The following is a 25,080-nucleotide window of genomic DNA, read 5'->3' on the forward strand; positions in this document are numbered from 1 at the left end:
TCGGCACGTTTTCTTACTAAACTAAATTCTATTCTTATAAAATAAACTCCTTCACAAAAATATCCCATAAATTAACCAATTAAAGATAGCATTCGACGACATTTCCATATTTACACCGATTTTTTTTATACATGCTGCTATAAAATAGTAGTTTCTGTAATTCTTTTTCTACTATTGTAGAAGAGTTTTTTCACACACAAAATTCCTTCCCTACATATCCATGTTATAACATGCTTACAAGGAGGGGAAATATGCATTACCGCACATTAGGTAACACTGGAATAACTGTTTCTGAAATAGGTTTTGGGGCATGGGCAATCGGTGGTGATGAATGGGGACCTGTTAACGATAAACAATCTATAACTGCTATAAAAAAAGCCATTGAGTGTGGTGTGAATTTTATTGATACTGCGGATGTGTATGGTTTAGGACATAGTGAAAAGTTGGTGGCTACCGCGATTAAAGGACATCGTAATGATATTATACTATCAACGAAAGGTGGTTTAATCGGACATCACTACGACACTAATGGCGTTCCTGTATATGATACTCCTGAAAAAATCATCGCCGTATTTGAAACAAGTTTACAACGTCTTCAAACAGATTATATTGATCTTTATTTTTGTCATATTTGGTGGCATAATCGTAGAGAAACAGAAGCATTTCTACGTGCATTTGACATATTAAAACGTGATGGCAAAGTAAGAGCAGTCGGTGTTTCGACTCATGATTTACAATACATTCATCATTTCAATAACAACAACGAAATTGATATCGTACAACTTGATTACAATATATTAAATCGAAAACCAGAAAAAGATATATTACCATTCTTACAAGAGAAAAATCTAGGGGCTGTTATTCGTGGTCCATTAAAAATGGGCATTTTAACTGGAAAATTTACAAATAAAACAATTTTTCCAGATGGAGATTTACGCAAAGATTGGCCAAATGAAACTTGGTTTCAAGAAGACTTACAAACCGTAGAGAAACTTCGGTTGCTCTCAAAAAAAAATCAGACCCTAGGGCAACTTGCACTTCGCTATGTACTCTCTCATCCGGCAGTAAGTGTTGTAATTCCTGGTGCGAAGTCAGGAACGCAAGCACAAGAAAATGCAAATGCATCTGTTCGCCCTATTTTGAGTGATGAAGAGCTTAACTATATTCATTCAATATAAAAAGCCCAATCCGGGCTTTTTAATTTGGCAAACTAATATCATACTCCATTCGCTTCGCTGTGTCCTCCGCAACATGCACACCTAACAAGTTTTTCACAATATGAAATGCCATATTAATTCCAGCTGAAATTCCGGCAGATGTTATAATATGTCCTTCATCTACAAACTTTACATTTTCTATAACTTCAACATTTTGAAACTCATTTTTAAACTTTTCAATACTAGCCCAATGTGTTGTTGCTTTTAACCCTTCCAGTAAACCTGCTTTCGCCAGTAATAACGCTCCTGTACAAACTGAAGTCATCAGCTTTACTTCTTTCATTTGTTGGCGAATCCATTTTATTACTATTTCATTTTTTATTTCATATTTTCTAGCACCTAGCCCACCCGGAATTATTAAAATATCCACTGGTGGTAAATTTTCAATACTATAATCTGGCTGTACCTTCAATCCATTCCTTGCTGTAATCATTTCTCCATTCTCGCTAACTGTATAAACAGTAAATGGTTTTTCTTCATTCACCTCAGTTACAGAAAAAACTTCAAATGGTCCTGCAAAATCTAACACTTCTACTTCATTAAATAAAAATATACCAACACTCCATTTATTCATCATAAGTTCACTTCCTGTTTCAAATGATGTAAAAGGTGATCATATCCTTTTTCTAATGCAATATCATACGCTGTTTTCCCATCATTTTTCTTTATCATCTTATTAGCTCCATTTTTAAGGAGTAGCATAATTATTTCTTCATTTCCTAATAATGCCGCTTCGTGAAGTCCTGTCCAGCCACCACTTTGCATAATATTTACATTTGATCCTTTTTCAATTAAGAAAGCAACAAGTTCACTTTGCTTGTTCGCGATTGCTGCTTGCAAAGGCGTATTTTCATTTTCGTTTTTCGCTCTACTATGTATATCTGCACCGCTTTCTAAAAGAAAACTCGCTATTTCTTTTTGTCCAAAATAAGCTGCTAAATGAAGTGGTGTCCAGCCATCTTCACTACATTCGTTAACAATACTTGGACTCGCCTTTATAAACTTCACTACTTTTCTCTTATGACCACTTATAACAGCTTGTGCTATTGATTGTAAATGCTCCATAATAATCTCCCATCCTTCAAACTATTTAAGCATCTCCTTCTACATGTTCTATTAATTATTACATTTTCCTTTTAAAACCTTAAGTTTACATAATAATATTATATATCCCTTTTTGTGCTTAATGCTGAATAGCAATAATGTTAAAAATACTGCCTTTAAACAATGAAGACCATGATTTCATTAGAGTTACTGAAAAAGCAAGCAAAAAACTATACACATAGTTTTCATCATATTTGTTCAGTTGCATGAAATAAAACAGGTAATGTTTATTCTGCTATTCATGCTTTCAACATATCAAATAATATTATTCCAATAAAAAACAATCCATTTTTAAAATGGATTGTTTTTTTATTTCTGTTTTATGCGGTTTATTTTTTTGTATTTTCAATGAAGAAATAATTACGTTTACAAAAATGAAACGCCACTATCTTCGTCCCTCTTATATTGAGTTTTTCGTTTGAAAACAAAAAACTTTTTTCACCTTACGTTTGAAAAAAACATATGTAAAATTCTCTAAAACAGCTGCCTTATCATACTAATCTATAGCAATTCTGTCTTCTTCCCTTACCTGTTTCCTTTAACACATACGATTTTAAAACAAGCGCCGTTAATGAATCTGTTAATGTTTTATATGATAAATTTGATAATGCCAATAGATCGTTCGTATATAACATTCTATGCTTCTCTAATAATAATAGCACTAATCGTTCAGACGGTTTTAATGCCTCATCACTTTCTAGTATAAAGTCTATATTTTTCATTTCTCTAATTATTACTCCTTATATAAAAAAATACTTTAGTGCTAATTTAATATAAAAATAATACACAACAAAATTTGAAATATATTAAAATAACATTACTTTAGGACACTATTATACTATAACATATAAAAAGCATTTGCCGAAATAGGAAATGCTTTTTATATTGCTTATATAATTCTTCAAAAACCACATTTAAAAACGGTTAGTCATTCTCTAAATATGAATGACTAACCGTTTTCCAGCTTCTTCTCAATTAACATGTTTTACCTTAAATATTTATTGCAATATGCGGCTTACTGTAATGACTTGTTCCACCGCCACCTACTACTACTTTACCGCCTTTTTTAAAAATTAATAATTTACTTGAAGAAGCACTATTACTTCAGCATTATTACTTGTTGCTACATAAATTACATAACCACTCTTTGATATACAAGTTTCCCAATTCGCATCAAATTCTGATCTTACTACACGATTTGAATACACTTGATTTTCAATTCTATCTTGTTCTACGTTTTCCAAATTTATTCTCTCCTCTTCCCTGTATAGTTATATATATTAAAATAGCGACCGATTTTAACATAAATAGTATATGTAATTAGTAGGAGAATGCTTAGACAATGGAAACGAAATAGACTTCAAAAATTTTACAATTGAAACTTCTCTTTAATCATTTCCGCTACTTCTTTTGCACTCAAATACGTGTTATTAATTTTTATATACTCTTCTTTTTCAATTTCACCATGAAGAGAGTTTAATCTATGCTTTTTCATCGTCTCTTTCAAATTATTTTGAGACCACTCAATATCTCTTTTTTTCGGTTTATGTTCTAATCTATTCGGACTTTTATTCCGTTCTAATCTTTCATCTAATTCCGCTTCCAGCTCTATAAAATACACTGTCCCACCTTTTGATTCAAAAATACTTTCTACATAATGTATATAATCCCAATCCGATTGGAGGTCAAATGCCCATATATACGTAAAAATCATTCCAGATAAATCACTTTTAGATACTTCTTCAAATATTTCATTACGAAATAAACTTACTAGCCTTTTTGCTTCTGTCGTACTGTAATCAAAAATTGGACTTACTAAATCAATTGTCATGTGGTTATGAAAAAGTTTTAAACCGGTTAATGTTGCTAATTCTTGACCCACTGTCATTTTCCCAACTGCTTGTGGGCCAAATATTAATATAAGTTTCATTTATTTCCCTCCGATCTTTCTCTATAAACAATTACATAAAATTAAAAATAAGGCAGCCGATTTTTAATCGATTGCCTTATTTTTTTATTCATAGTATTAGTTCTATTCTTTTCGCACAGCTTCAAAAGTAAACATTTGATTTGCATTTGACGGTTCGTTTTTATAAGCATATTCAGCAGAGCAAGTAATATTAGAGAAACCTATACTTTCTAACAGAAGTTTAAACTCTTCTATTCCATACCAACGTACCGCAAAGCGTTGTAGTTCTGTTTGTACTAACTGTCCTTTACTCCACTTTTCATATTTCAAATATGATACAGTAACTTGGTTCAGCCAATCTATTTCAATTGATTTATTTTCTAATGTGATTCCGTCTCCGCTCGGCAAAGAAAAAGTCGATGTATGAATTTCCCCAGTCTTCCAGTCATACGGAAGCATAATATCTACGATTAATCGTCCGCCTGGATTAAGATGTTCATAAAAATATTTCAATGCGTTTATAGAATCGACACGATTTTCAATTAAACAAAAAGATCCAGTAGGAATGATAATTGCCTCATATTTATGCGGAAGTGATAATTGTTGCAAGCTTCCTTCATATAAATTAGGATGTAAGCCTCTCTCTTTACAGCGCTTACGGCAAGAATCTAGCATTTCAGGTGAATAATCTATCCCATCTACTGTAAAACCAGCCTCTAGAAGTGGAATGATGACACGCCCTGAACCTACTGCAGCTTCGAGGATTCTTCCTCTACAATCTTTTAAACGTTCTTTGTAATACTCAATATCACCATTCAAAGAATAACCGACTGGTTTTGTGTAATCATACAGTTCCGTACAAAGTGTACTATAAAAACTAAACATTTATTTTCTCCTCCGTTTTTACGTACGGAAGATTTCAATTCAACTAATCTTCCTGTACCTCGAATTTTAATGAGATTTTGAAAGAGCTGACTGTCATAATATATCACTCACTTTCCATAGAATATAATGATATTGTATTACATAACCTTCCAATTTGAAATATAAAAATTAAAAATTCAGACTGTAAATTAAAGAGCTTACTTTAGTAAGCTCTTTAGAAAAAATATTTATTTCACAATCGGCAATGTCACTTCACTTAATTTCACTGTAAGTTTCGTTCCAGCTTTCGGTCTAATTGTATAATCATAATCACTTGCAATTAAAACAACTCCGATTTGATGCCCCACTTTAAATACATAATCATCTGGCTGCATGTCCCATGTAAATGCATAATCTTTGCCCGGTTGAATCGCTGTTGAATTTTCTATACTCTTTAAGTTTTGTGGATCCATCCAGCCTCTCGTTACGATTTCCGGCTTCGCTCCTCCATAGTCAACAAGTAATGCTGTTAAATTTAATACAGATCGATCAATATTTCCTGTAATTGAAATCTTTGGTATACCACTTATACGCGTATCTTTTTGCAGTACAGGCATTGTATATACTAATCGATTGGCTACTTCTAATTCTGGGTTTGCTACTAATTGATTTGATTTTATTTGTGCATCATCTACGAATGAGAAAACTTTATTAACCGATCCCATACTTAGTCGCAAATTGACTGATTTATTACTTAAATACATACGGATTTTTGAAGGTACAGCCGCTGGATCTGGCCAATTTTTTATCTTTTGCCACGATTTATTTTCTCTTTGCACATCAACCATTGGTTCATCCATAATTCCATTTTCAATTCCGTACAACCAATAATCTAACCATTTATTTTGTGTTTGCTGCCAGTTATTACTTGATGTCCCACCGTGTCCACCTTAATATAGCCACATTTTACGAGGTACATCATTTTCTCCAAGAGCATCCCACCATTGTGCGAACTGTTTCGTTTTAACATTCCAATCGTTTAAACCATGAACAACAAATACACTCGCTTTTACATAATTTCTTTTATCCCAAAAATCGTTATAATTACCCGTTTTCCGATCTTGTCCAGCAGTAAGTTCTGTCATTATCGGACCACAAACTTCTGGATTCTTTCTTGTCAGTACTGCTTCTGCCATATTATCTGTATCTTCTCCTTGATATCCGCCTGGAGCAATGACTGCACCATTTGCACGATAATAATCATACCAACTACTAATTGCTGCGATTGGAATAATTGTTTTTAAACCTTCAACTCCAGTAGTCGCAACAGCATTTGGTAATGTACCATTATAAGAAACTCCAGTCATACCTACATTTCCTGTAGACCAATTTGCCTGAACTTCCTCACCCTGTTCTGTAAATGCTTTCGCGCGACCGTTTACCCAATCAATAACAGACTTTGTACCGAGTATTTCTTGTTCATCTCCAGTTGTAGGGCATCCATCTGATTTTCCAGTACCGATACTTTCGCCTAGAATAACTGCATAACCTCTTGGCACGTAATAGTTCCCATACGAACCAAGATTAACTGCTCCATACGGTTTTCCTTCATACGCATACAATTCTTCATCTACATTATATACAGGAACATCTTTTAATCCAGATCGATATGGACTCATTTCATAAATAACAGGAACCTTCACATTCGGATCTGTCTTTGGACGCATAACTTTTATCGATACTCTGTCTTTCTTACCGTCGCGATCACTATCAACTTCTGTCTCTACATATAAATTTTCGATAATAGCTTCATCGAGAGAATAAATCGGCTTTATCATCCCATTTTCTAATTCAATTTTCGTATTTTTAGTCTCTTCCTTCTTCTCTGCATGCACATCCATAGTAAAGCTAGGTATAATTGTTGCAGATAGCATTGCTGACAGTGTAATTGCCATTTTCTTTTTACTCAAAATGTTCCCTCCCCTTATTCGTTCTCTTTTACTATATAAAAAATAACTGAAAATTCAGTTTTATTTTTATATAAAAGTTGAGAAACTCAAAGATTTCTTATTAAGTAAAATTTAATGCAGGTGTGAAAGTATTTTCCCACTCCCCCCTTCTTTATAAAGTGAAACTGTAATCAGCACTCACCAATCGGGCGTTTACGAGCAGCAGGGCCCCCGTCTAACTTCTTTGCTTCCACTGAATTTTGAGGTGGGGGTCTTACTGCCCGGCAAATAGCGGGATAAATAGAGGAAAAGACAACCGATATTTCTATCGATTGTCTTACATTCCATTTATTATTTTTCTAACTCTTTAAAGGTATCTTTCAAGTCTTTATCAGATACCTTTATATCTGCATTTTTAAGCAGATCTCTAGTAACTTGTTGATGGAATTGAGGATCTTGTATACGTTGCTGTTCTAATTCTTTACGAATATTCTCTTTCTCTTCCTCATACGATTTAAGCTCTTTTTTATCCGTTAACTTAATAATATGATATCCGAAGGAAGATTTAACAGGTTCACTCAATTGACCAACTTCTAACTTATATGCAGCATCCTCAAATTCTTTCACCATCATACCTGGTCCAAATTCAGATAGTTCTCCACCTTTCTCTTTAGAACCTGGATCCTCTGAATATTGTTTAGCCAATGCCGCGAAATCTTCGCCACTATTTAATTTTTCTTTAATTTCTTTTGCTGTCTTTTCATCTTTCACTAAAATATGGCTAACTTGAAGCTTTGGCTTATAGTGATCTTTAAAATCTTTTTCCGTTACGGTTGCTTTAATAGCTTTTTCAAAAGCGAAAGTAAGCTTTAATTTCTCTTTCAACTGATCTTCATTTTTCACACCATTAGATTCCATATATGTATTAAAATTATCGCCCATCTTGTCTTTTAATTCTTTTAGTTGTTTCGTTACCTCTTCATCCGTAACTTTATATTTATCATCTAATACTTTCTCTACTACCATTTCAGATAAATTCTGTTTACCGTAGTTTTCTTTTAATTTTTTGTTAAAATCACTTTCTGAAATGCTTCCTGATTTTGTAGTTACAATATTATCTGATGAACCACATGCGGATAAAGATAACGTCATCCCCATTAAAATGCTACCTATTACTAATTTCTTTCTTTTCAAATCCGAATACCTCACTTCATTAAATTCAAATGTAACTATGTAAATGTAACGTTTCCCTGTGAACTTCACGTGAATTTAATGAAAGTAGAACATTTGCTAATTCTCCATTTAATACATCAATTTTGAAAATTATGGTGATTCATCCTGTATCGCTAACCTCTAAAGCTGCAAAAAGGACTAATATTTTCATTAATCCTTTTTCACATTTATATAAAATTGAATTTCTCCATCTATAGAGGAAACTCCATATTCAAAACCATGTCTTTCTAAAATACTTTTCACTATCGCTAGTCCTAATCCTGTACCTGATTTTTCTTTACTACGAGAAAATTCTAGTACGTAAAAAGGCTCCCAAATTTTATCGATATCTTTAATTTTTTCCGTATGAATGCCATTTTTTATTTGAAAATATATACTTTTATTTCTATCTTCTAAAGTAATTATTATGTTTTGATTTGCTGAATATTTTATTGCATTAGAAATTAAATTTTGAAATACCATTCTCATTTTATTTAAATCTGCATAAACGATTGTATCGCTCGTATTACAGTTTACTTGCAAGTTAATTTCTTTCGAATCCAGTTCAATCTGATGCTTATCTAATATACTCTGGACCAGTGGTTCAATAGGGAATTCTTCTTTTTGTAAAATATCTCTTTCTAGTTTAGAAAATCGTAATAGTTCTTCAATTAAGTTTGATATTTGATCTGTTTGTTTAATAATTGTATCTACGTAAGTCCCATCATCTAGTCTATCTTTAATCCCCATAGAGTATGCTTTTACTAATGCGATCGGTGTCTTTAATTCATGCGTCACATCACCCATAAATCGTTTTAAATGTTCATTACGATCAGTTAAATCTTGATGTGCTTCATGTAGTTTTTCGCTCATGATATTAATACTATTGGCCAACTCTCCTATTTCATCATTCGTTTTCACTTTCGTTCTTTTAAACTGCAAATGTGAAATATCCTGAGCTACATCACTTAGCTCTTTCAGTGGCGTCGTTATTATTTTTGAAAGTATCCACACAAGTAAAATAATAAGAAGCAGCGAGAAACATACGATGTATAAGTAAAATGTATTTAACGTACTTATAATTTCATTTGAATTCGCAATAGAAGTCCCAATTAAAATTATCGTATCATCTTTCGCAATATATTTAGCAAAAAAACTCGCTTTTACCTTTCCTTGATCGTACAGTTTATTCGATTGCCCTTCCGTCTTCACTTTCATGACTTCGTCTTTCGTAATCCAAAGCTTATTTAACGTCACTTTCTTTTTCGTAAGTTGCATGCGTAATGCTTCGTTCATAGCATCTTCTGACTGATTAATTGGCGTATACGCAATTGTAACGTTGTTTTCACTTTCAATTGTATGAATAACATCCTCTATATTTTCCACTGTTGTATTTTGTATTTGTGTTGTAAATTTATTTAAGTTTTCACGTGTTTTATAAATATTATAGTTCGGTAAGAGATTGTTAATGAATAATAACGAAATCATAAAGATGAGAATAACAGTTGCAGAAATACTGAAAAATAACTTTTTTCCAAGTTTATTCACTTTGTTCCTCCAAACTATAGCCCAGCCCGCGATGCGTCTTAATAATATTTTCTCCAATTTTTTTACGCAGCCTTCTTACATGTGTATCAACAGTTCTCTCTTCTCCAAAATAGTCAAATCCCCATACAATATCTAGCAATTTTTTACGAGTTAAAATCGTTCCTTTATGATTTAAAAAGCATTTTATTAATTCGAGCTCTGTTTTTGTAATTTCTAACTCTATATCATTTTTATATACTTTATTTTTGGCGAAATTTATCTTTACATCTTGTACTTGAATAATATCATCATGCTGAATAAGCTTTTTCGCTCGTGTAATTAGTACTCCTGGATGAAATGGTTTTTTTACGTACTCATCTGCCCCACTTTGAAGCGCTGCTAATTCATCTTCGCTTTCACTTTTCGCCGTAAGCATTAACACTTTTACGCTTGAATTCTTTTTTATTTCCTGACAGACAGTAATACCACTATGTTTCGGCATCATCCAATCCAAAATTGCTAAATCAATTTTTTCATCATAAAACATTTGAAGTGCTTCCTCTCCGTCTTTCGCTAATAAAACTTCGAAGCCTTCTTTTTCAAAATAAGCTTTTAAAATTCTTAACATATCTTGTTCGTCATCTGCAATTAAAACTTTCATATTTTTTCCTCCATTGCTTTTAAACAAAAACCAATTGTATCATACAACATCTTTGTTACATGAATGTGACAGAAAAATATTTAAAGCTTTTGAGGGGATAGTAATGGTGAGGTGTTGTATTATGATAAAAAAAATCGGGGTCATTTCTCTTCTTTTATTTCTATTATCAACAAATGCGTTCGCAAAAACCAATCAACAAATTGAAGTATTTGATTGTCAAAAAGAAATGGTCATTCAAAAACAATCTTTAGATCCAGTAATCCAAAAAGAAGCAGTTCAATACGCTAAAGCAATAACCGGTCCATTTAAAAACTTAAATGTCGTTCCAAAAGATGGCTATATGATAAAAATCCCATTATCTAAGCCGGTTTCTATTACTAATCAATGGTTACACACTACAATAGACGAAGTACTTATACTGCTCCCACTAAATGAAAAGCCTTATATTATGCTTTATGATGATGAAAATAATCCGCATTTTTATTATGTAAAAGGTAAACCAGGATTATTATTGAAACAAATGAACGTTAAAACGTAATTGACTGAAAAGGAGTCACCTTATAAGCTAAATTTTAAAAGCTAAGGTGCTCTTTTTTATAATAACAATTTAGTAAATGAAATTATAAAAGTTGTTTTTTTATATAAGGGTCGCAACTTCATATATATCAGCGATTTTTAAGATATATCGATTTACCAACAAAAACCCTGTCCGTAGCTATTCTTTGGATAGCAATCTCTATAATAGTTTGTAGTGACTCGATCCCTTATATAATCCCCCTTTTACAAATCCATTTGCAGTATAAAACACATCCCCTTGCTTCGTGTCAGCATGTAAAACAATCACTTCAAAATACTTTTCCGCATGACATAATAGTTGGTTTAATAATAAGTTCCCTAACCCTATACGCCGATAATCCCTTGAAATATAAAATCTCCTTAACCGCACAATCTTATTGTCTTTTGTGTACGGATCCTCATTTAAACCTCCAACTCCAATTAACATATCACCTTGGAAAACACCATATAAACATTCTCCAGTTTTATTGAATACATTTATTTTGTTTTTATATTCATTTATTAGTCTTATAAGGAAATTAAAACCTTCTTCTTCACTGTCTTGAACGAGATGACTGAATTCATACTCCATTAAATTTTCTATTTTTTGAATATGTATATCTTTCAAGTCCATTCCCCCTAAGTACGAAAACATATAAAATGCTCGAGAATCATTTATTCTGAGCATTTTTATGGTTGTTACTTTATGTAATTTATAGCGTGCGTATTCTTCACTTCATATCTAAACCGATAATACAGTTGATTAATTTTATTATGAAAATATAAGAGCCTTGCTACAATCTAGTGTGTGATAAGGCTCTTTAAAGTTGTTTAATTCTTATCGAATTAAAGCATGTGTTTTTTTAAGTGTATACATTCACCATTTATAAATTCTCTCAAATATACTATAAGTTTATATATTTCTCATTCTTCTCTAACAGGTTCAAAATAAATTGTAATTTGTTAATCGATATGTTTGTGTAACCACTGTTCAAATATCTTTAACTGTTCTTCAGTATGAAAGTAATGTTCACCCGTCTCCATAACTTCTAATTCACAACGATGTTTTTTTATAAAATAGTTAATAGTTTCAAATTCGCACAGTTCATCCTTGGCTCCGTACATAATATATGTATCTATATTCCATATATTAATAGGATGTTCTTTTACATAGCATAAATAATCCCAATATAACTTTTGACCAATAGGTGTCTCTATAATCATTTCTTTTTGCAAAAGCTCTGGTGTTACATTAAACCATTTCATCATATTTTCGATAATTCGTTCCATATTAACTACTGGTGATAAAAATAATGCCTTTTCTACCACATCATTTTGATAAGCTAAAAGGCTAAAATACGCTCCCATACTACATGCAAACACGTTTATTTCTTTCCAATGTTCTTTGGCATAATTCATAATTATAGATAATTCACTAACACAAATCTGTACTTTGCAAGGAGTATTATCATCTTTTCTTTCTCCATGCTCAGGTAAATCAAAGCTTAATACTTGATAACCTTTTTGTTTGGCTTCTTCAGCTAATATTTGAATAATTGTATCTTCCTTATTTGACATATTTCCATGTACTGCAATAAAAATTTTATCACTCTTATCTCCCCATAAAACCGCAGGAATATTACTAATTTTAAAATTATTTTTAATCATATTCCCTCCATAAACTAAGACATATAGGACTTGGCAAAAAACGCACACACTTTATTTACCTCTGTACAGCAGGTAATATCCCCTTCAACTCCATTAAATCATCTATTACTACATCAGCCTGAGCAAGTTCATCTTCTTGCGCAAAATCAAAATTACATCCAATCGCAAGTAAACCGTTGTCTTTCGCTGCATTTATATCAGATAGCCTGTCACCAACTACCGCTGCCTCTTTTATATCATATTTGTTCATAATACTTTTAACTAAGTCACCTTTATTTAGCGATTGTATTTGTTCAATACTAAACGTTTCAGTCACCCACTTGTCTAAAGCATAATAAGTTACGATTGCTCGTAAATATTCAGTTAAACCATTACTAGCAATGTAAATTGAACAATTATTTTCTTTTATATATGTAAATATTTCTTTTACATTTGAATATAAAGCGCCTTTTCCGCTTTTTATGTTTTCAATTAGTCTATCTAAAAAATATGCATCTGTTTGTTCTCTTACTTCAATAGAATGGTCCGGTAATAAAGCTTCCCAAACTTGCGGTAACGGCACACCCATAATTTCTCTATATTTATTAATTGGTGTTACTGTATCCCATAGTTGTAGTGATCTTAAGTGATTGAAAGTATCATCTAACGATAATTCTAAAATTTTATCTGTTTGAAATAACGTTCCGTCCATATCAAAAATTAACGCTTGTAACATGTCATTCTCCCCTTTTGAACTATAAGTATTACTCGATATATTTTTCAGCATCTCAACGATAATTTCTGAACAATAATTTGCGGCAGTTTTCGCGAAATCATCATAAGAAACTTGAGCTTCATCATCTGCACTGTCAGAAATACATCTTATAACAAGAAACGGTATATCATTTATGTAGGCGACATGTCCAATTGCTGCTCCTTCCATTTCTGTACAATGAGGTGCGTATTCGTCTATTAATTTCGCCTTTAACTTTGAATCTTCAACAAAACATTCACCGCTGACGATTCTTCCTTCATGAACCCTAGTACGTAAACTACTACTATTACATGCTTTACGTGCTAACTCTACCAATTCCTTACTTGCGATAAATTCTTCCTTGAACGGAAATAAGTTTTTCATTTGATTTTTACTTACATCATGATGGGTTACGTTAGTTGAAATAACTAAATCGCCAACTTTTACATCTGGATGTAACCCACCAGCAACGCCTGTATTAATGATAGAGTCTACATCAAATTTATGAATTAATGTTTGCGCGCATGCAGCTGCATTTACTTTCCCTACACCAGAACGTGTAATAATTACTTCTATCCCCATGAATTCTCCAATATAAAAAGGCATTCCCGCTATTGTCTGTTCCTCTTGTATAACTAGTTTTTCTAAAAGTAAATCTATTTCAATTTGCATTGCTCCAATAATGCCGATTCTGTTCATGTATGTAGTCTCCTTTATTAATTAATCCCTTTAATCCTCTCAGACATAACCGACAATAAAAATTTCGGAAGTACAAGTTGTCTCTTTAACCTTTTCGGCTGTGAGAGTAACCTATACAGCCATTCAGTTCCGGTATCCCTCATCATTTTCGGTGCTCTTTTTACAGTACCAGATATTATATCAATCATGCCTCCGATACCAATAGATAGCGGAACGTTTAATGTTTGTATGTTTTCATAGATGAACTCTTCTTGTTTTGGTGAACCTAGTCCTACTAGTAGTAAATGCGGCTTGAATTGCTTAATTTTCATTTTTATTTCTTCTATTTCTTCACCATTTACAAATCCATGCTGTCCTTTAAACTGCGCTCCTGGGAACTGCTCATTTAATTTTTCTAATGCCTTTTTATTACTTTCTGGAGCGGCTCCAAAAAGAAAGACACGATATTCATTGTCGTTACAATATTTTATTAAATCGTGAGTTAAATCCGCTCCAGTAACACGTTCTTTCAAAGTTCCTTTTAATATTTTCGAGCCAATTATGACACCAATCCCATCCGCTGTTATTAAATCCGCAGATAGTAACATCTTTTTAAACTGCTTTGATTTTTCCGTATTTTCCTTTGCAGACATAACAATTTCAGGATTTGCAGTTACTACAAACCTTGGTTTCTCTTGTTGTTCATGTAGCCAACCTTTTAATAAACTTATAGCTTTTGCATATTCTAAAGTTGAAAAAGGTATACCTTTTATAAACTGCTGATCCACTATACTCTCCCCTTACATAAGCTGCAAATATTCATCAATATCTTTAGAAATTTGAATAAAAGCCTTATTCCAAAATTCATAATTTCTTATATCTATTTCAAAATATTTTTTCATAAGCTCCTCTACTGGAACCTTTCCTGTTTCTCGTAAAAACTCTTTATATTTCGAATAAAAAGTACCTTTACTTTCTTGAGCGATTTCTAATAAACTAAAACTTACTAAATATCCAAATGTGTATGGATAATTGTAAAAAGGAACATCTGCTATATAAAATTGAATATATTTCATCCATACAAACGGTTGGTATTCACTTAAAGCATTTCCATAAGCTTCTTTCTGTGCCATTATAGATAATTTCTCAATTTCATCAGCACTTAAAGGACCCTCTTTACATTTTTCATAAAATGTTTTTTCAAACTGATACGATGCTCGTATTGCCATTACATAATTAAAACTATTTCTTATTTTCCAGCTAAGTAATGACTTTTTCATATCTTTACTATCCGTTGTTTCAATTAGATAATTTAAGAGTACCGTTTCAAAGAAAATAGATGCTGATTCAGCCGTACTCATTGGCAAATTATCATCTAAAAAAGATATAGATTGTTCGAAACTCATATTATAAAAATGCCAAGCGTGTCCTAATTCATGAGCGAGCACTCTTACACTATCTATACTCCCATCATAGCGCATTGAAATTCGTGATTTTTTCTCACTGAAAAATGGAGCACAAAACCCACCTGGTGGTTTATTCTCTCTCGGTTCAGCATCTACCCATCCACTTTCTATCGCATTACGTGCAAATTCTGCTAATTCTTCATCAATATTCTTACATGCATCATAAACGTTTTGTACTGCTACTGAAAAAGGAATTATAACCTCATTACTTTCCTTTACTGTCATAAGTTCATGCCATGTAATTGACTCTTTTCCCTTCTTATACACGTTTAAAGCACTTACTAATTTATCAAGGTTTTCTTCTGTCGCATTCCACATTTGGAATAATACAGCTTCTGAAATGCCATTCGCATGAAAAGATTGTGTTAAAATCTCTCTATCTTCTATTTCATTACTCTTTGCATTACGCAATCTCCCTATTTGATTTAATACAGTAGCAAAGATTTCTTTTTCCTTATGTAAAGTACTTGTAAGTAACTCGAATACTTCTAATCTTTCCTTTTCATTTTCACTATTCATTGCAATATTATTTGCTTGTCCAAAGGATAATTGTTTATTATTGTGCTCTATTTCTATCCTATCCCGTAATTGTATGTACATATCTTCCCACGCACTAAGTTCATTTTTTATAAACTTAATATTAATATTATCGGAAGTTTCTACTTCACTATGTTTTATTATTTGCTGTACTTCACTTTTTAGTTCCTTCACTTTCACATTCAATTTAGTAAGGTCAGATGAAACACTTTCTTCAACCCATTGACAATACAAATAGTATTCTGCTTTTTCAATAGCTTGTATAAGCTTTGAAAGAACCTCTACATCTTTTGTTACAAAATATTGCTCTTTCAACTCTAAAATCGGAAATAGAATATCCTCATTCAAATACAATCGATTTAAATCCCATCTAGCAATTTCTTGCATTTTTATAGCCGCCTCCTATTTTTACAAATAGTTACAGATATTTCTTCCTACACAATTATATATGAAATAAAAAAATTTCGATATCCTTAAATATTCAGATTCCTATAAATGCATTCTTATTTATATCTTTTCTTCTACCATAAAGTATCATTTTACATAAAAAAAATACTCCCTCTACAGGATTGCATTTGATATAGGCTAACTTCAAAGGTTTCATCTTCATCCATACCATATCGACCGATTATCACAGATTAAAAAATAAAAAAGGATTGATCAAAAGATCAATCCTTTACTCTACTTCATTTAAGAAAAATAACGTTATAACGCCAGGACCTGTATGTGCACCGATTGCTGCACCAATTGTATTTACGATAAATACTTCACAGCCAAATCTTTCAGTAATTAATGCTTTTAACGCTTCAGCTGTTTCTAAGTCGTCACCGTGAGTCATAGCGATTGTTTGACCTTTAAGGTATTTTCCACGTTCTTCCATAATATCAACAATACGGCTTAATACTTTCTTTTTCCCTCGTACTTTTTCAAGTGGGACAAGTTTTCCTTCTTCCACGTTCAAAATCGGCTTAATGTTTAATAAACCACCGATAAATCCTGCTACTTTACTTAAGCGCCCGCCTCTAACAAGGTACTGTAAGTCAGCTACAGTGAAGATATGTTCCATATGGTTCATTAGAAAAGCGACACGTTTTAATATGTCTTCTTTTGATGCGCCGTTTTTTGCCATTTTGGCAGCTTCTAATACGACAAGCCCTTGACCAAGCGAAGCACATTTCGTATCAATAATTTCTAAATCTAAATCTGCATATGTTTCTTTTACTTCCTCTTTAATGACAACTGATGATTGATATGTACCAGACAGTTCAGATGAAAAAGCTAAATATATACAAGGATTACCTTCTTTTGCATAAGAAACAAATTTTTCTTGGAAAGTTTCAAGTGAAGGCAATGACGTTTTATAAACAGCGCCTTCTCTCATTTTTTGCAGTAATGTAACTGACTCTAATGTTACTCCATCTAAATACTCTGTTTCTACTTCATCATATACACGGAGTGGAATTAAATCAATATCATATGCTTGCAGCAATTCTACTGGTAAATCCGCCGCACTATCCGTAATGATTTTAACACCCATTTTTAAACCTCTATTCTGTTATAAATATAAAATAATAAAATAAAAATAGTACTTTTAAATTATATACGTAAAACTTAAATGAAGAAAGGAAAACACTTTATATTGTATGCACTATTCTTCAAAACTTGAACTATTAATGAAAATGGTTCTATTTTAAACACCTTTTTCTTATCATTTTTCAATAACACGAATAATTTTATAAGTATTTTGTATCATCATATTTTAATTCTTTATCTTAATATAATCTTTTCAAATTTATACTGTTTAAAATTTAAAAGCCACATCCAATAAAGGAAATGGCTTTTAAATTTCCATAAAACAACCAAACTTTATTTCCCATCACATTGTTCTCATTATTATTTTGGCGATGTTAATGATTAATATTTATAGCCTGTACTATATTCACCTGTAAGAATCACTATATAAAAAAACAGGTTAAACATTTTATAAAATATTTAATTTTACTAGTAAAGCTAATAAAATTTGGAGAAGAATTTGAACATTTACTGCTATGTCTGTATCCGTAGTCGTAACTGTAACATTTCTAGAATTTCTAATAACAGTTTCTTGTTTATTAATTTGTTTAATAGATGATTTTTGAAACAATTCTTGTGCTACACGATCAGCTTTTTCACTATCTGCTATAGAAATACTTATTATAACCACAATAGCTGCTTGTAAAGCTGCTTGAATAGATAACGCAGCTTTTGTATCAGTAGTAGTAACTTCTACATCTGCTGAATCAACTATTGTAATAGATTCTTCAGAAATTTGATAAGTTTTACTTTCTTGCGCAGCTGCTTCTGAAACGCTAGCATTTTTAAAAGACGGATGAGGATTTGAAGAATCTAATGCACTCCACTTTTTATTTCCATCTGAATGACATGTTTTTTCCATAAGTTCACCCCCTTTCAATCTAAATAATTATTAACCTGTGATTGTATTTCAGAAATAATACTTTTAATTTGCTGCTTTTTTTCTGGCGATAAATTTTTTAGTTTTTCTTCATTTATCCCATGCCTATTAAAAATATCTGAGAGTAAAAGGTCTATAATTATATTCTTTTGATCTTTATCAAACTTAAAGGAAGAAAATTTATTTAAATCATCCATTTACAATGTTCACTCCTATCAGTTTTCTATAAAAATTTCAAATAACTACCAGCATTATATGTATTTAAATAACAATTGCTTGGACAAGTAACTTAATCTTCTATTTTCCCTTCTTTTTACTAATGAAATCAAAAGGCTGTCTTCTAATGCGAAGACAGCCTCCCGTTACTTAACATATATAAGTTTTAATTACTGTTAAATAATAAGTTCACCTTTGCTATTGTATAGTTATCCCCACTTACCTTCCCATCAATCTTGAATTTTAATTTAGTCATAATAAGAAGTCCAAGCTTGTACCACATATTACAACAAAAAAATATTTACTTTGAGTGAACCATTATAGCTAAATATAAATGGGATAGACACTTTATAAAATGTTTAGTTTAACTAGTAACGCTAATAAAATTTGAAGGAGAATTTGAATATTCACTGCAATATCTGTATCAGTAGTTGTTACGGTTACGTTTCTGGAATTTTTAATAAATGTTTTTTGTCTATTAATTTGTTTAATAGATGATTTTTGAAACAATTCTTGTGTTATTTTATCTGCCTTTTCACTATCTGCTATAGAAATACTTACTACAACCACAATAGCTGCTTGTAACGCAGCTTGGATGGATAGCGCAGCTTTTGTATCTGTAGTAGTAACTTGTACATCTGCTGAATCTACTATTTCAATATATTCCTCAGAAACTTGATCGATTTCATCTGTTTGTATAGCTTCTTCTAAAAAATTTGCATTTTTACTATATGAATAAGAATTTACTGATTCGGAATCCTGATTTATTGGCTCAGAAACCTGTTTTTTTGGTTCACAATCCTTTTTTATTGGCTCAGAATCCACTTTTTTTCGTTCAGAATCCCGATTTAATGGATCCCGGTTTTTCTTTCGTCTACAAACTTCACAATCACACATAAAATCACCCCTTTTAAACTAAAAAATTAGCAATATTAAAATATTGGCTAACTACTAGCATTTTATGTATTTTTTAATAATTTGTTTGGACAAGTAACTTGAATTTATATTTTACTTCTAATTCTTTTTTGTAATAACAAAAAATAGCCTTCTAACAAGAAGACAACCATCTTTTATTTCACATTTATATAAAAGACCCATACTTAAATACACTTAACTTCATATAATATTTTTAGAATGAGTAGTCGTTACTGAAGGGCACTTTTCGAAGTGCTCTTATCTTTAATCTCCCTCTTTTTCAGGAAGAGTTTTTTTACTAAATCCTAATATGATTTGTATCACTAATGCTGGCGATTACCACATTTCCTTAATAGCTTCAATGAATACAGTAGCTACTAATTAAAATATCCCTATGATTTTCTCTACACTAAAAAAATCGTGCGTTATCGAACACATGAACTATTTTTTATTTTGACTATGTAACACTAAATTCACAACATTATTATCCTATATTTGGTGAAGCCTACATTTCAATGCCAGCAACCCCACACTTTTAACTAATAACTTAAACAAATGTGCTATCTCAAGGTTCCTTTGATATAGTATCTTATGTTCTATATAATGAAGAGAGCGCTAGTATTCGGAAGGAGCATGTATATGAGTATTCAACTAGCTACATCTAACGATTTAAAATGGATTAATAATCAATATGAATCAATAGGATTTGTACGAAGTGATTTAAAGAGAGATAAAGTTGCAATTATTACATATAACAACGAGTATGCAGGTGTTGGACGATTAGTCCAAATAGATGCAGATACTATAGAAATGGGCGGGATTTTTATTCTCCCTAAATTTAGAGGGCTACAATTAGCTGGTGAGCTTGTTTCATTTTTAGTAGAAACTGTAAAAAAATCACAAATACAAGATGTATATTGTCTTCCTTTTGAGGAATTAGAAAACTTTTATAAGAAATATGGCTATACTGAAGTCGATACTACGAAAGAAGCAGTCCATCCAATTATTCTAAAAAAATATAATTGGTGTTTGGAGAACTACGATAAACACGTTCTACTATTTAAATTGTAAATATAATAAAAAGTATATTCTCAATCGTTTTTCTATCAGTACTCCTAATCGGAGCCTAAGGATTAATCAAAGATATTTTATCTCTCCTTTTATAAATGGCTGATTAAAACTCAATGTTCCGTCAATACTATAGGTAACATGATTGTATTTCTCCATTCTCCCTTGGAGAGGAGCAGTTAGCTTTTGCTAGCTGCTCTTTTATTTTTTCAAAAAGTCACATAAATATCTTTAATTCCAAACATTCAAAAGATAAAATGTGATAAGATTGTTATGAAGATATTTACCAACTAATAAATGCGCCCTAGACTTACGTACTAGGGCGTATTTATTTTTTAGTATGTAATTTCCTTCACTCATCTATTATCCACAAAATAAGTATCATACGCTTTATCAAAAACATATCCTAACTTTTCTGCTAGGTTAGCAGATGTAGTATTCGCTGCGTCCCAGTTTGGATACTTTCCATTTTCTAAGCAATCCAATATAAGAGCTGCACTAACTACAGTTGCCAAGCCTTTTCTTCTATGATTGTGATCAGTCGCAACTTCAATTTCAATTCCATCATTATAAATACTATACGAGGATGCACCACATACAACTTCTCCGTTATATAAAATGCTATAACCTATACCACGGTTTATATAATCTTCTACCGACTGAAATTGACTTATAAAATCTTCAGAGATTTTATGTAATGTAGGGCTATTTGCGATATGCTCATCTATTCTTTTTAACTCATATCCTTTTGGAAGTATTGATATAAAAGACTGTAATTTTGAACGATTAAAACCTTCTGAATTTCGTTTGAACTTATAGCGTAAAAACTTATCTATTTTTCTTTCATGGAATGTTTCTAAGCGTTGTTTCCACTCTTCACTATTTACGATAACTAAAATTCTTTCAGGAATGTTACGTAATAACTCTTCTGTTTCTTGCACATTTGGGTCTCCAGCGTAAAATGTGAAAATTCCTACCGTAACTTGTGCTACTGTTGGATTTTCAAGATCATTTACCCAAGCAGTCCCCATATGCCCTTGTAAATAAGAAAGTAAAATAACGTTATTGAAATCATCAAACATAGAAACTAGTTTTTTTCTTGTATGTATATTCGCTTCATGTATCATTTACATTCCCGCCTTCTATAAAATCAATCTTATTCTAAATCTTTTAGAATAAACTTATATAATTTTTCAATCAACCATTTACCATATAAGAAAACACCTATTAAACTAAATTTTTATATAATTATAAATCATTCACAAATATAAAATTATTATAACATCTAATAAAAAAAGAGTATCTCACTTTTTAAACTTTAGAATATACATCGTGTATGTATAAACCCTCAACATAATGTATGAGGATTTATCAAAAAATGCGTTATAACTCCTTCTTAGAAATAAAAGATTCCATTTCACCATTTTTATATACTTTAGTCAATTTAACAACTGACTTGTACGTGTTAACGTCATCCTTTATCATTTTTTTCAGCTCTTCTATTTCGATATTACCAGTTCCACTCTCTACCTTTAAACAATTTGAAATGTTTAAGTATCCACTAGATGCGAAAAGAATAACGAATGTAATATCAGGAAAATTAATGAACAGCATTCCAAACTTCAAAGGGTTCGCAGCAGTATCCGATAAAACTAATCGAAAATCTAACAGTTCAGGTACTTGAACAAAATCCTTAGAAACAATCGCTTCACCTACAATTGCAAATTGCTTTACTACATTCCCAAGTTCATCTGTAAATTCAGTACATATAGGTGCATCAATTGTTTTCGCTTGTAAAGATAAATTTAATTCTGGATTATGAAAATCAAAAAAGATTGTACTCCCCTCTGTTAAACATTGCGGGCACACATTTCCTAGCAAGCTAAAGTCCTCTTCAATATATTTAACTTTCGATTTGCAACTACAAACTTTTCCTATTCGGATTACATCAATTTTTGAGCAATCTACAAAAATAACCTCACTGTCTTCTTGTACGAATGATACAATCCCTTTCATCGCATTAAATGAAAGAAAATAAGATACAACGATTTCGTTTCCTACTATTACAATACTTTCAACTTTAGTATACGGTTCTAGACTTTGTAAAAATTCACATATACTATTTTGGCAACACCCACAATCACGTTTCGGCTCACAATCCACTTACACTCCATCCCTTCTCTATATAGAATAGCTAATACATATATATGAAAGGAAAACAAAAAAGCTTGGACAATATAACTTTAACGTAGGAATATCGTTATCTATTCATAATATTAGTACGGGAATTACACCAATAATGAGTAATAACACATAATTTTTACTATAAATACATATAACAATTTCATCTTTCATGAAAAAAACGTTATAATGAAGTGTAGCCTCTACGATTACGTTATAAAGGAGATTAAAACAATGGCTAAAATTAAAGTATACCAAGTAAAAGAAGAAAATATGGAAGCAGTAAAAAACATCATTGATGTTGAGGAACAAAACCCAACTGCTGAAAACTTACAAAATCTATATGCATGTGTATTAGAAACTGAAGATATGGTATTGCCTGAATCATACATTGAAGAAGATATCTTAATCGATTCTATGGAAGTTATGGTTAACGCTTCTCAAAGCAAAGTAAGAGACTTAGGTGCATACGATGTAATTGAAGTTCAAAACAAAGGTAAGAAAACACAAATTTTATTACTTGCAGACGAAGAATACGAAATTATTGAAGGCTAATCTAACACCATACATACGAAAAAGCTCCTTTCCAATTGGAAAGGAGCTTTTTCATTACGCTTTTGATGTTTCACTTTTTTTATTTGTTTGTTCTTTCTTTCTTAATTACCATGCGCTCATTTCCCATAAAGAAAATGAATATGAATGCTAATCCAGCTGGTACCAATGCCCACATGAATGTTTGAACAATTGAACTAGAAAGAGCATCAATAATCTTATCTAATATTTGCGGAGGGATTTGAGATCTTGCCGATTCTGATAAAATGGCTCTTGAATCCCCTAATGTGTTTGTATTCATTCCCCCGCTCATGCCTTTAAATGCTTCTTCTAATTGATCTTGGAAACCTGTTCTTTGGATCATTCCGAAGATTGTAATACCAAGTGTCATACCTAATGAACGAATGAAATTACTCGTCGAAGTCGCAGATCCGCGCTGTTCCATACCGAAGTTGTGAATAGCTGCCATACTTAGTACAGAGAATGAGAAGCCGACTCCAAATCCGATAATAATCATATACACTGTTAATAATACACGACTTGTTTCTGGCGTTAATGTGCTTAATAAAAATAGTCCAATTAGCATAATAACCGCAGAAATGATCATAATGTTTCGGTAGCTAAGCTTTGTCGTTAAAAACCCACCTAACTGCGCTGTTACGACTGAGCCTAACATCATTGGTAAAAGTAATAATCCCGAGTTTGTTGCAGTGCCACCGTATACACCTTGAATGAATAATGGAATGTATACAGTTGCTGACATAAACGCAGCTCCGTAACATAAAGCAATAATTGTACTCATTCCGAACAAACGTTGTTTAAACATCTCAAATGAAATGATCGGTTCTTCTACTTTACGTTCAATAAAAATGAATGCAATAATTAAAATAGCGAATCCACCAAATAAACTTAAAATAAAGTTAGAATCCCAATCATACTTTTGTCCGCCAAGTTCAAGCGCAAACATTAAAGAAACTACTGCTCCAACTAAAGTAATTGCGCCAAACCAATCAATTTTTTGCTTTCTATGAACTCTTGACTCTTTATAAAAGAATGTAATAAAAATAAGTGCTAAAACGCCAAGCGGTAAGTTAATATAAAATACCCAGTGCCAGCTTATGTAATCTGTAATATACGCACCAAGCAACGGACCAAAAATACTTGATAAACCAAATACTGCTCCGAATAAACCACCCATTTTCCCACGCTTTTCAGGAGGGAAAATATCAAAAACGATAGTAAACGCGATCGGCACTAATGCCCCGCCGCCAATACCTTGAATGGCACGATAAATCCCTAACTGTGTAATATTTTCAGCAGTACCACAAAGTGCCGAACCAATCATAAAGACGATTAAACCGAAAATAAAGAACCTCTTTCTACCATACATATCTGATAGTTTTCCGAATATCGGCATACCTGCCATTTCTGCGACCATATAGGCAGAAACGACCCATACAAAGTTTTCAAGGCCTCCTAAATCACCAACGATTGTTCCCATCGCTGTAACGACAATGGTATTATCCATTGATGCCATTAAAATACCTAGCAATAAGCCCGCTACAACAAAGCCGAGCCTATTATTCTTCTCAACCATAACCTTGCTCTCCCTCATA

The 25,080-nt window shown here is 31.9% G+C and carries 24 protein-coding genes and 2 pseudogenes; 4 read left to right on the forward strand and 22 right to left on the reverse strand.

All coding sequences use genetic code 11. The annotated features are described in order from the left end of the window. Positions 1–251: 251 nt before the first annotated feature. Positions 252–1,178, forward strand: coding sequence for an aldo/keto reductase (locus tag CN409_RS08370; RefSeq protein WP_000559372.1), 927 nt, complete (start codon positions 252–254; stop codon positions 1,176–1,178). Between the two features lie 19 nt (positions 1,179–1,197). Here the strand turns inward: CN409_RS08370 and CN409_RS08375 are convergent, their stop codons facing one another. From CN409_RS08375 to CN409_RS08420, 10 genes and pseudogenes are all read right to left on the reverse strand, one after another. Further along, complete coding sequence (locus CN409_RS08375; protein ID WP_000981426.1) at positions 1,198–1,794, reverse strand: DJ-1/PfpI family protein; 597 nt, start codon at positions 1,792–1,794, stop codon at positions 1,198–1,200. Beyond that, a complete protein-coding gene (locus CN409_RS08380; protein ID WP_097981625.1) occupies positions 1,791–2,282 on the reverse strand; it encodes an ankyrin repeat domain-containing protein in 492 nt (163 codons plus the stop codon). The genes CN409_RS08375 and CN409_RS08380 overlap by 4 nt, the downstream gene beginning before the upstream one ends. Before the next feature lie 530 nt (positions 2,283–2,812). Further along, on the reverse strand, positions 2,813–3,043 hold the full coding sequence (locus CN409_RS08385) for a hypothetical protein (RefSeq protein ID WP_000789031.1): 231 nt from the start codon (positions 3,041–3,043) through the stop codon (positions 2,813–2,815). A 268-nt stretch (positions 3,044–3,311) separates the two neighbouring features. Further along, positions 3,312–3,565: pseudogene (locus tag CN409_RS08390) on the reverse strand (hypothetical protein). 125 nt (positions 3,566–3,690) lie between these two features. After that, positions 3,691–4,251, reverse strand: a complete 561-nt coding sequence (locus CN409_RS08395; protein ID WP_000767068.1) for an AAA family ATPase — start codon at positions 4,249–4,251, stop codon at positions 3,691–3,693. Between the two features lie 102 nt (positions 4,252–4,353). Further along, a complete protein-coding gene (locus CN409_RS08400; RefSeq protein WP_000490920.1) occupies positions 4,354–5,115 on the reverse strand; it encodes a class I SAM-dependent methyltransferase in 762 nt (253 codons plus the stop codon). Positions 5,116–5,342: 227 nt separating this feature from the next. After that, positions 5,343–7,064: pseudogene (locus CN409_RS08405) on the reverse strand (Xaa-Pro dipeptidyl-peptidase). A 330-nt stretch (positions 7,065–7,394) separates the two neighbouring features. Beyond that, the gene (locus CN409_RS08410) at positions 7,395–8,237 is read right to left on the reverse strand and encodes a peptidylprolyl isomerase PrsA (RefSeq protein WP_015945822.1); all 843 of its coding nucleotides are present in this window, start codon (positions 8,235–8,237) and stop codon (positions 7,395–7,397) included. 189 nt (positions 8,238–8,426) lie between these two features. Continuing rightward, complete coding sequence (locus CN409_RS08415; protein ID WP_097981626.1) at positions 8,427–9,803, reverse strand: sensor histidine kinase; 1,377 nt, start codon at positions 9,801–9,803, stop codon at positions 8,427–8,429. Beyond that, entirely contained in the window at positions 9,796–10,443 is a 648-nt protein-coding gene (locus tag CN409_RS08420) for a response regulator transcription factor (protein ID WP_000865984.1), read from the reverse strand. Before CN409_RS08420 ends, CN409_RS08415 begins: the two co-directional genes overlap by 8 nt. Before the next feature lie 121 nt (positions 10,444–10,564). Here CN409_RS08420 and CN409_RS08425 point away from each other — a divergent pair, with 121 nt between their 5' ends. Next, positions 10,565–10,981: a hypothetical protein gene (locus CN409_RS08425; protein ID WP_000591758.1), complete on the forward strand. Its 417-nt coding sequence runs from the start codon at positions 10,565–10,567 to the stop codon at positions 10,979–10,981. A gap of 198 nt (positions 10,982–11,179) precedes the next feature. Here the strand turns inward: CN409_RS08425 and CN409_RS08430 are convergent, their stop codons facing one another. The 9 genes from CN409_RS08430 to CN409_RS08470 all read right to left on the reverse strand — a co-directional run bounded on the left by CN409_RS08430 (position 11,180) and on the right by CN409_RS08470 (position 19,645). Next, positions 11,180–11,626, reverse strand: a complete 447-nt coding sequence (locus tag CN409_RS08430) for a GNAT family N-acetyltransferase (protein WP_000651652.1) — start codon at positions 11,624–11,626, stop codon at positions 11,180–11,182. 335 nt (positions 11,627–11,961) lie between these two features. Then, the gene (locus CN409_RS08435) at positions 11,962–12,666 is read right to left on the reverse strand and encodes an alpha/beta hydrolase (RefSeq protein ID WP_017763266.1); all 705 of its coding nucleotides are present in this window, start codon (positions 12,664–12,666) and stop codon (positions 11,962–11,964) included. A gap of 55 nt (positions 12,667–12,721) precedes the next feature. Continuing rightward, positions 12,722–14,098 (reverse strand): 5'-methylthioadenosine/adenosylhomocysteine nucleosidase, encoded by a 1,377-nt coding sequence (locus CN409_RS08440; protein ID WP_086390593.1) that lies wholly within the window; start codon positions 14,096–14,098, stop codon positions 12,722–12,724. Between the two features lie 17 nt (positions 14,099–14,115). Further along, positions 14,116–14,865 (reverse strand): WecB/TagA/CpsF family glycosyltransferase, encoded by a 750-nt coding sequence (locus CN409_RS08445; RefSeq protein WP_000372659.1) that lies wholly within the window; start codon positions 14,863–14,865, stop codon positions 14,116–14,118. Between the two features lie 12 nt (positions 14,866–14,877). Beyond that, positions 14,878–16,467, reverse strand: a complete 1,590-nt coding sequence (locus CN409_RS08450) for a M3 family metallopeptidase (RefSeq protein WP_097981628.1) — start codon at positions 16,465–16,467, stop codon at positions 14,878–14,880. A gap of 289 nt (positions 16,468–16,756) precedes the next feature. Beyond that, positions 16,757–17,617 (reverse strand): DegV family protein, encoded by an 861-nt coding sequence (locus CN409_RS08455; RefSeq protein ID WP_000538298.1) that lies wholly within the window; start codon positions 17,615–17,617, stop codon positions 16,757–16,759. 444 nt (positions 17,618–18,061) lie between these two features. Then, on the reverse strand, positions 18,062–18,514 hold the full coding sequence (locus CN409_RS08460; protein ID WP_000415813.1) for a spore coat protein: 453 nt from the start codon (positions 18,512–18,514) through the stop codon (positions 18,062–18,064). A 14-nt stretch (positions 18,515–18,528) separates the two neighbouring features. Next, positions 18,529–18,729: a spore coat protein gene (locus tag CN409_RS08465; RefSeq protein ID WP_000342252.1), complete on the reverse strand. Its 201-nt coding sequence runs from the start codon at positions 18,727–18,729 to the stop codon at positions 18,529–18,531. A 367-nt stretch (positions 18,730–19,096) separates the two neighbouring features. Continuing rightward, entirely contained in the window at positions 19,097–19,645 is a 549-nt protein-coding gene (locus CN409_RS08470) for a spore coat protein (protein ID WP_000332789.1), read from the reverse strand. 657 nt (positions 19,646–20,302) lie between these two features. Here CN409_RS08470 and CN409_RS08475 point away from each other — a divergent pair. Next, a complete protein-coding gene (locus CN409_RS08475; RefSeq protein ID WP_000027164.1) occupies positions 20,303–20,734 on the forward strand; it encodes a GNAT family N-acetyltransferase in 432 nt (143 codons plus the stop codon). Positions 20,735–21,087: 353 nt separating this feature from the next. On the opposite strand, the gene CN409_RS08480 is transcribed toward CN409_RS08475, so the two are convergent. After that, positions 21,088–21,858, reverse strand: a complete 771-nt coding sequence (locus CN409_RS08480; RefSeq protein ID WP_000581062.1) for a GNAT family N-acetyltransferase — start codon at positions 21,856–21,858, stop codon at positions 21,088–21,090. Positions 21,859–22,114: 256 nt separating this feature from the next. Further along, positions 22,115–22,894 carry a BC_2878 family exosporium-associated protein gene (locus CN409_RS08485; protein WP_000340384.1) on the reverse strand — a complete coding sequence of 260 codons (780 nt, stop codon included), beginning with the start codon at positions 22,892–22,894 and terminating at the stop codon, positions 22,115–22,117. A 252-nt stretch (positions 22,895–23,146) separates the two neighbouring features. Here CN409_RS08485 and CN409_RS08490 point away from each other — a divergent pair, with 252 nt between their 5' ends. After that, the gene (locus CN409_RS08490) at positions 23,147–23,467 is read left to right on the forward strand and encodes a hypothetical protein (RefSeq protein ID WP_097981630.1); all 321 of its coding nucleotides are present in this window, start codon (positions 23,147–23,149) and stop codon (positions 23,465–23,467) included. Positions 23,468–23,546: 79 nt separating this feature from the next. Here CN409_RS08490 and CN409_RS08495 read toward each other — a convergent pair whose 3' ends face one another. Next, the gene (locus CN409_RS08495; RefSeq protein ID WP_141527697.1) at positions 23,547–25,061 is read right to left on the reverse strand and encodes an MDR family MFS transporter; all 1,515 of its coding nucleotides are present in this window, start codon (positions 25,059–25,061) and stop codon (positions 23,547–23,549) included. Between the last annotated feature and the right edge of the window lie 19 nt (positions 25,062–25,080).

This window comes from Bacillus sp. AFS012607, from assembly GCF_002558005.1.
Taxonomy (GTDB): domain Bacteria; phylum Bacillota; class Bacilli; order Bacillales; family Bacillaceae_G; genus Bacillus_A; species Bacillus_A thuringiensis_S.

What these genes read in the sequence shown, in the direction of transcription:
- CN409_RS08370 (WP_000559372.1), top strand. Translation starts at nt 252, where the DNA reads ATGCATTACCGCACATTAGGTAACACTGGAATAACTGTTTCTGAAATA.
- CN409_RS08375 (WP_000981426.1), bottom strand. Translation starts at nt 1,794, where the DNA reads ATGATGAATAAATGGAGTGTTGGTATATTTTTATTTAATGAAGTAGAA.
- CN409_RS08380 (WP_097981625.1), bottom strand. Translation starts at nt 2,282, where the DNA reads ATGGAGCATTTACAATCAATAGCACAAGCTGTTATAAGTGGTCATAAG.
- CN409_RS08385 (WP_000789031.1), bottom strand. Translation starts at nt 3,043, where the DNA reads ATGAAAAATATAGACTTTATACTAGAAAGTGATGAGGCATTAAAACCG.
- CN409_RS08395 (WP_000767068.1), bottom strand. Translation starts at nt 4,251, where the DNA reads ATGAAACTTATATTAATATTTGGCCCACAAGCAGTTGGGAAAATGACA.
- CN409_RS08400 (WP_000490920.1), bottom strand. Translation starts at nt 5,115, where the DNA reads ATGTTTAGTTTTTATAGTACACTTTGTACGGAACTGTATGATTACACA.
- CN409_RS08420 (WP_000865984.1), bottom strand. Translation starts at nt 10,443, where the DNA reads ATGAAAGTTTTAATTGCAGATGACGAACAAGATATGTTAAGAATTTTA.
- CN409_RS08425 (WP_000591758.1), top strand. Translation starts at nt 10,565, where the DNA reads ATGATAAAAAAAATCGGGGTCATTTCTCTTCTTTTATTTCTATTATCA.
- CN409_RS08435 (WP_017763266.1), bottom strand. Translation starts at nt 12,666, where the DNA reads ATGATTAAAAATAATTTTAAAATTAGTAATATTCCTGCGGTTTTATGG.
- CN409_RS08440 (WP_086390593.1), bottom strand. Translation starts at nt 14,098, where the DNA reads ATGAACAGAATCGGCATTATTGGAGCAATGCAAATTGAAATAGATTTA.
- CN409_RS08450 (WP_097981628.1), bottom strand. Translation starts at nt 16,467, where the DNA reads ATGCAAGAAATTGCTAGATGGGATTTAAATCGATTGTATTTGAATGAG.
- CN409_RS08455 (WP_000538298.1), bottom strand. Translation starts at nt 17,617, where the DNA reads ATGGGTGTTAAAATCATTACGGATAGTGCGGCGGATTTACCAGTAGAA.
- CN409_RS08460 (WP_000415813.1), bottom strand. Translation starts at nt 18,514, where the DNA reads ATGGAAAAAACATGTCATTCAGATGGAAATAAAAAGTGGAGTGCATTA.
- CN409_RS08465 (WP_000342252.1), bottom strand. Translation starts at nt 18,729, where the DNA reads ATGGATGATTTAAATAAATTTTCTTCCTTTAAGTTTGATAAAGATCAA.
- CN409_RS08470 (WP_000332789.1), bottom strand. Translation starts at nt 19,645, where the DNA reads ATGTGTGATTGTGAAGTTTGTAGACGAAAGAAAAACCGGGATCCATTA.
- CN409_RS08475 (WP_000027164.1), top strand. Translation starts at nt 20,303, where the DNA reads ATGAGTATTCAACTAGCTACATCTAACGATTTAAAATGGATTAATAAT.
- CN409_RS08480 (WP_000581062.1), bottom strand. Translation starts at nt 21,858, where the DNA reads ATGATACATGAAGCGAATATACATACAAGAAAAAAACTAGTTTCTATG.
- CN409_RS08490 (WP_097981630.1), top strand. Translation starts at nt 23,147, where the DNA reads ATGGCTAAAATTAAAGTATACCAAGTAAAAGAAGAAAATATGGAAGCA.
- CN409_RS08495 (WP_141527697.1), bottom strand. Translation starts at nt 25,061, where the DNA reads ATGGTTGAGAAGAATAATAGGCTCGGCTTTGTTGTAGCGGGCTTATTG.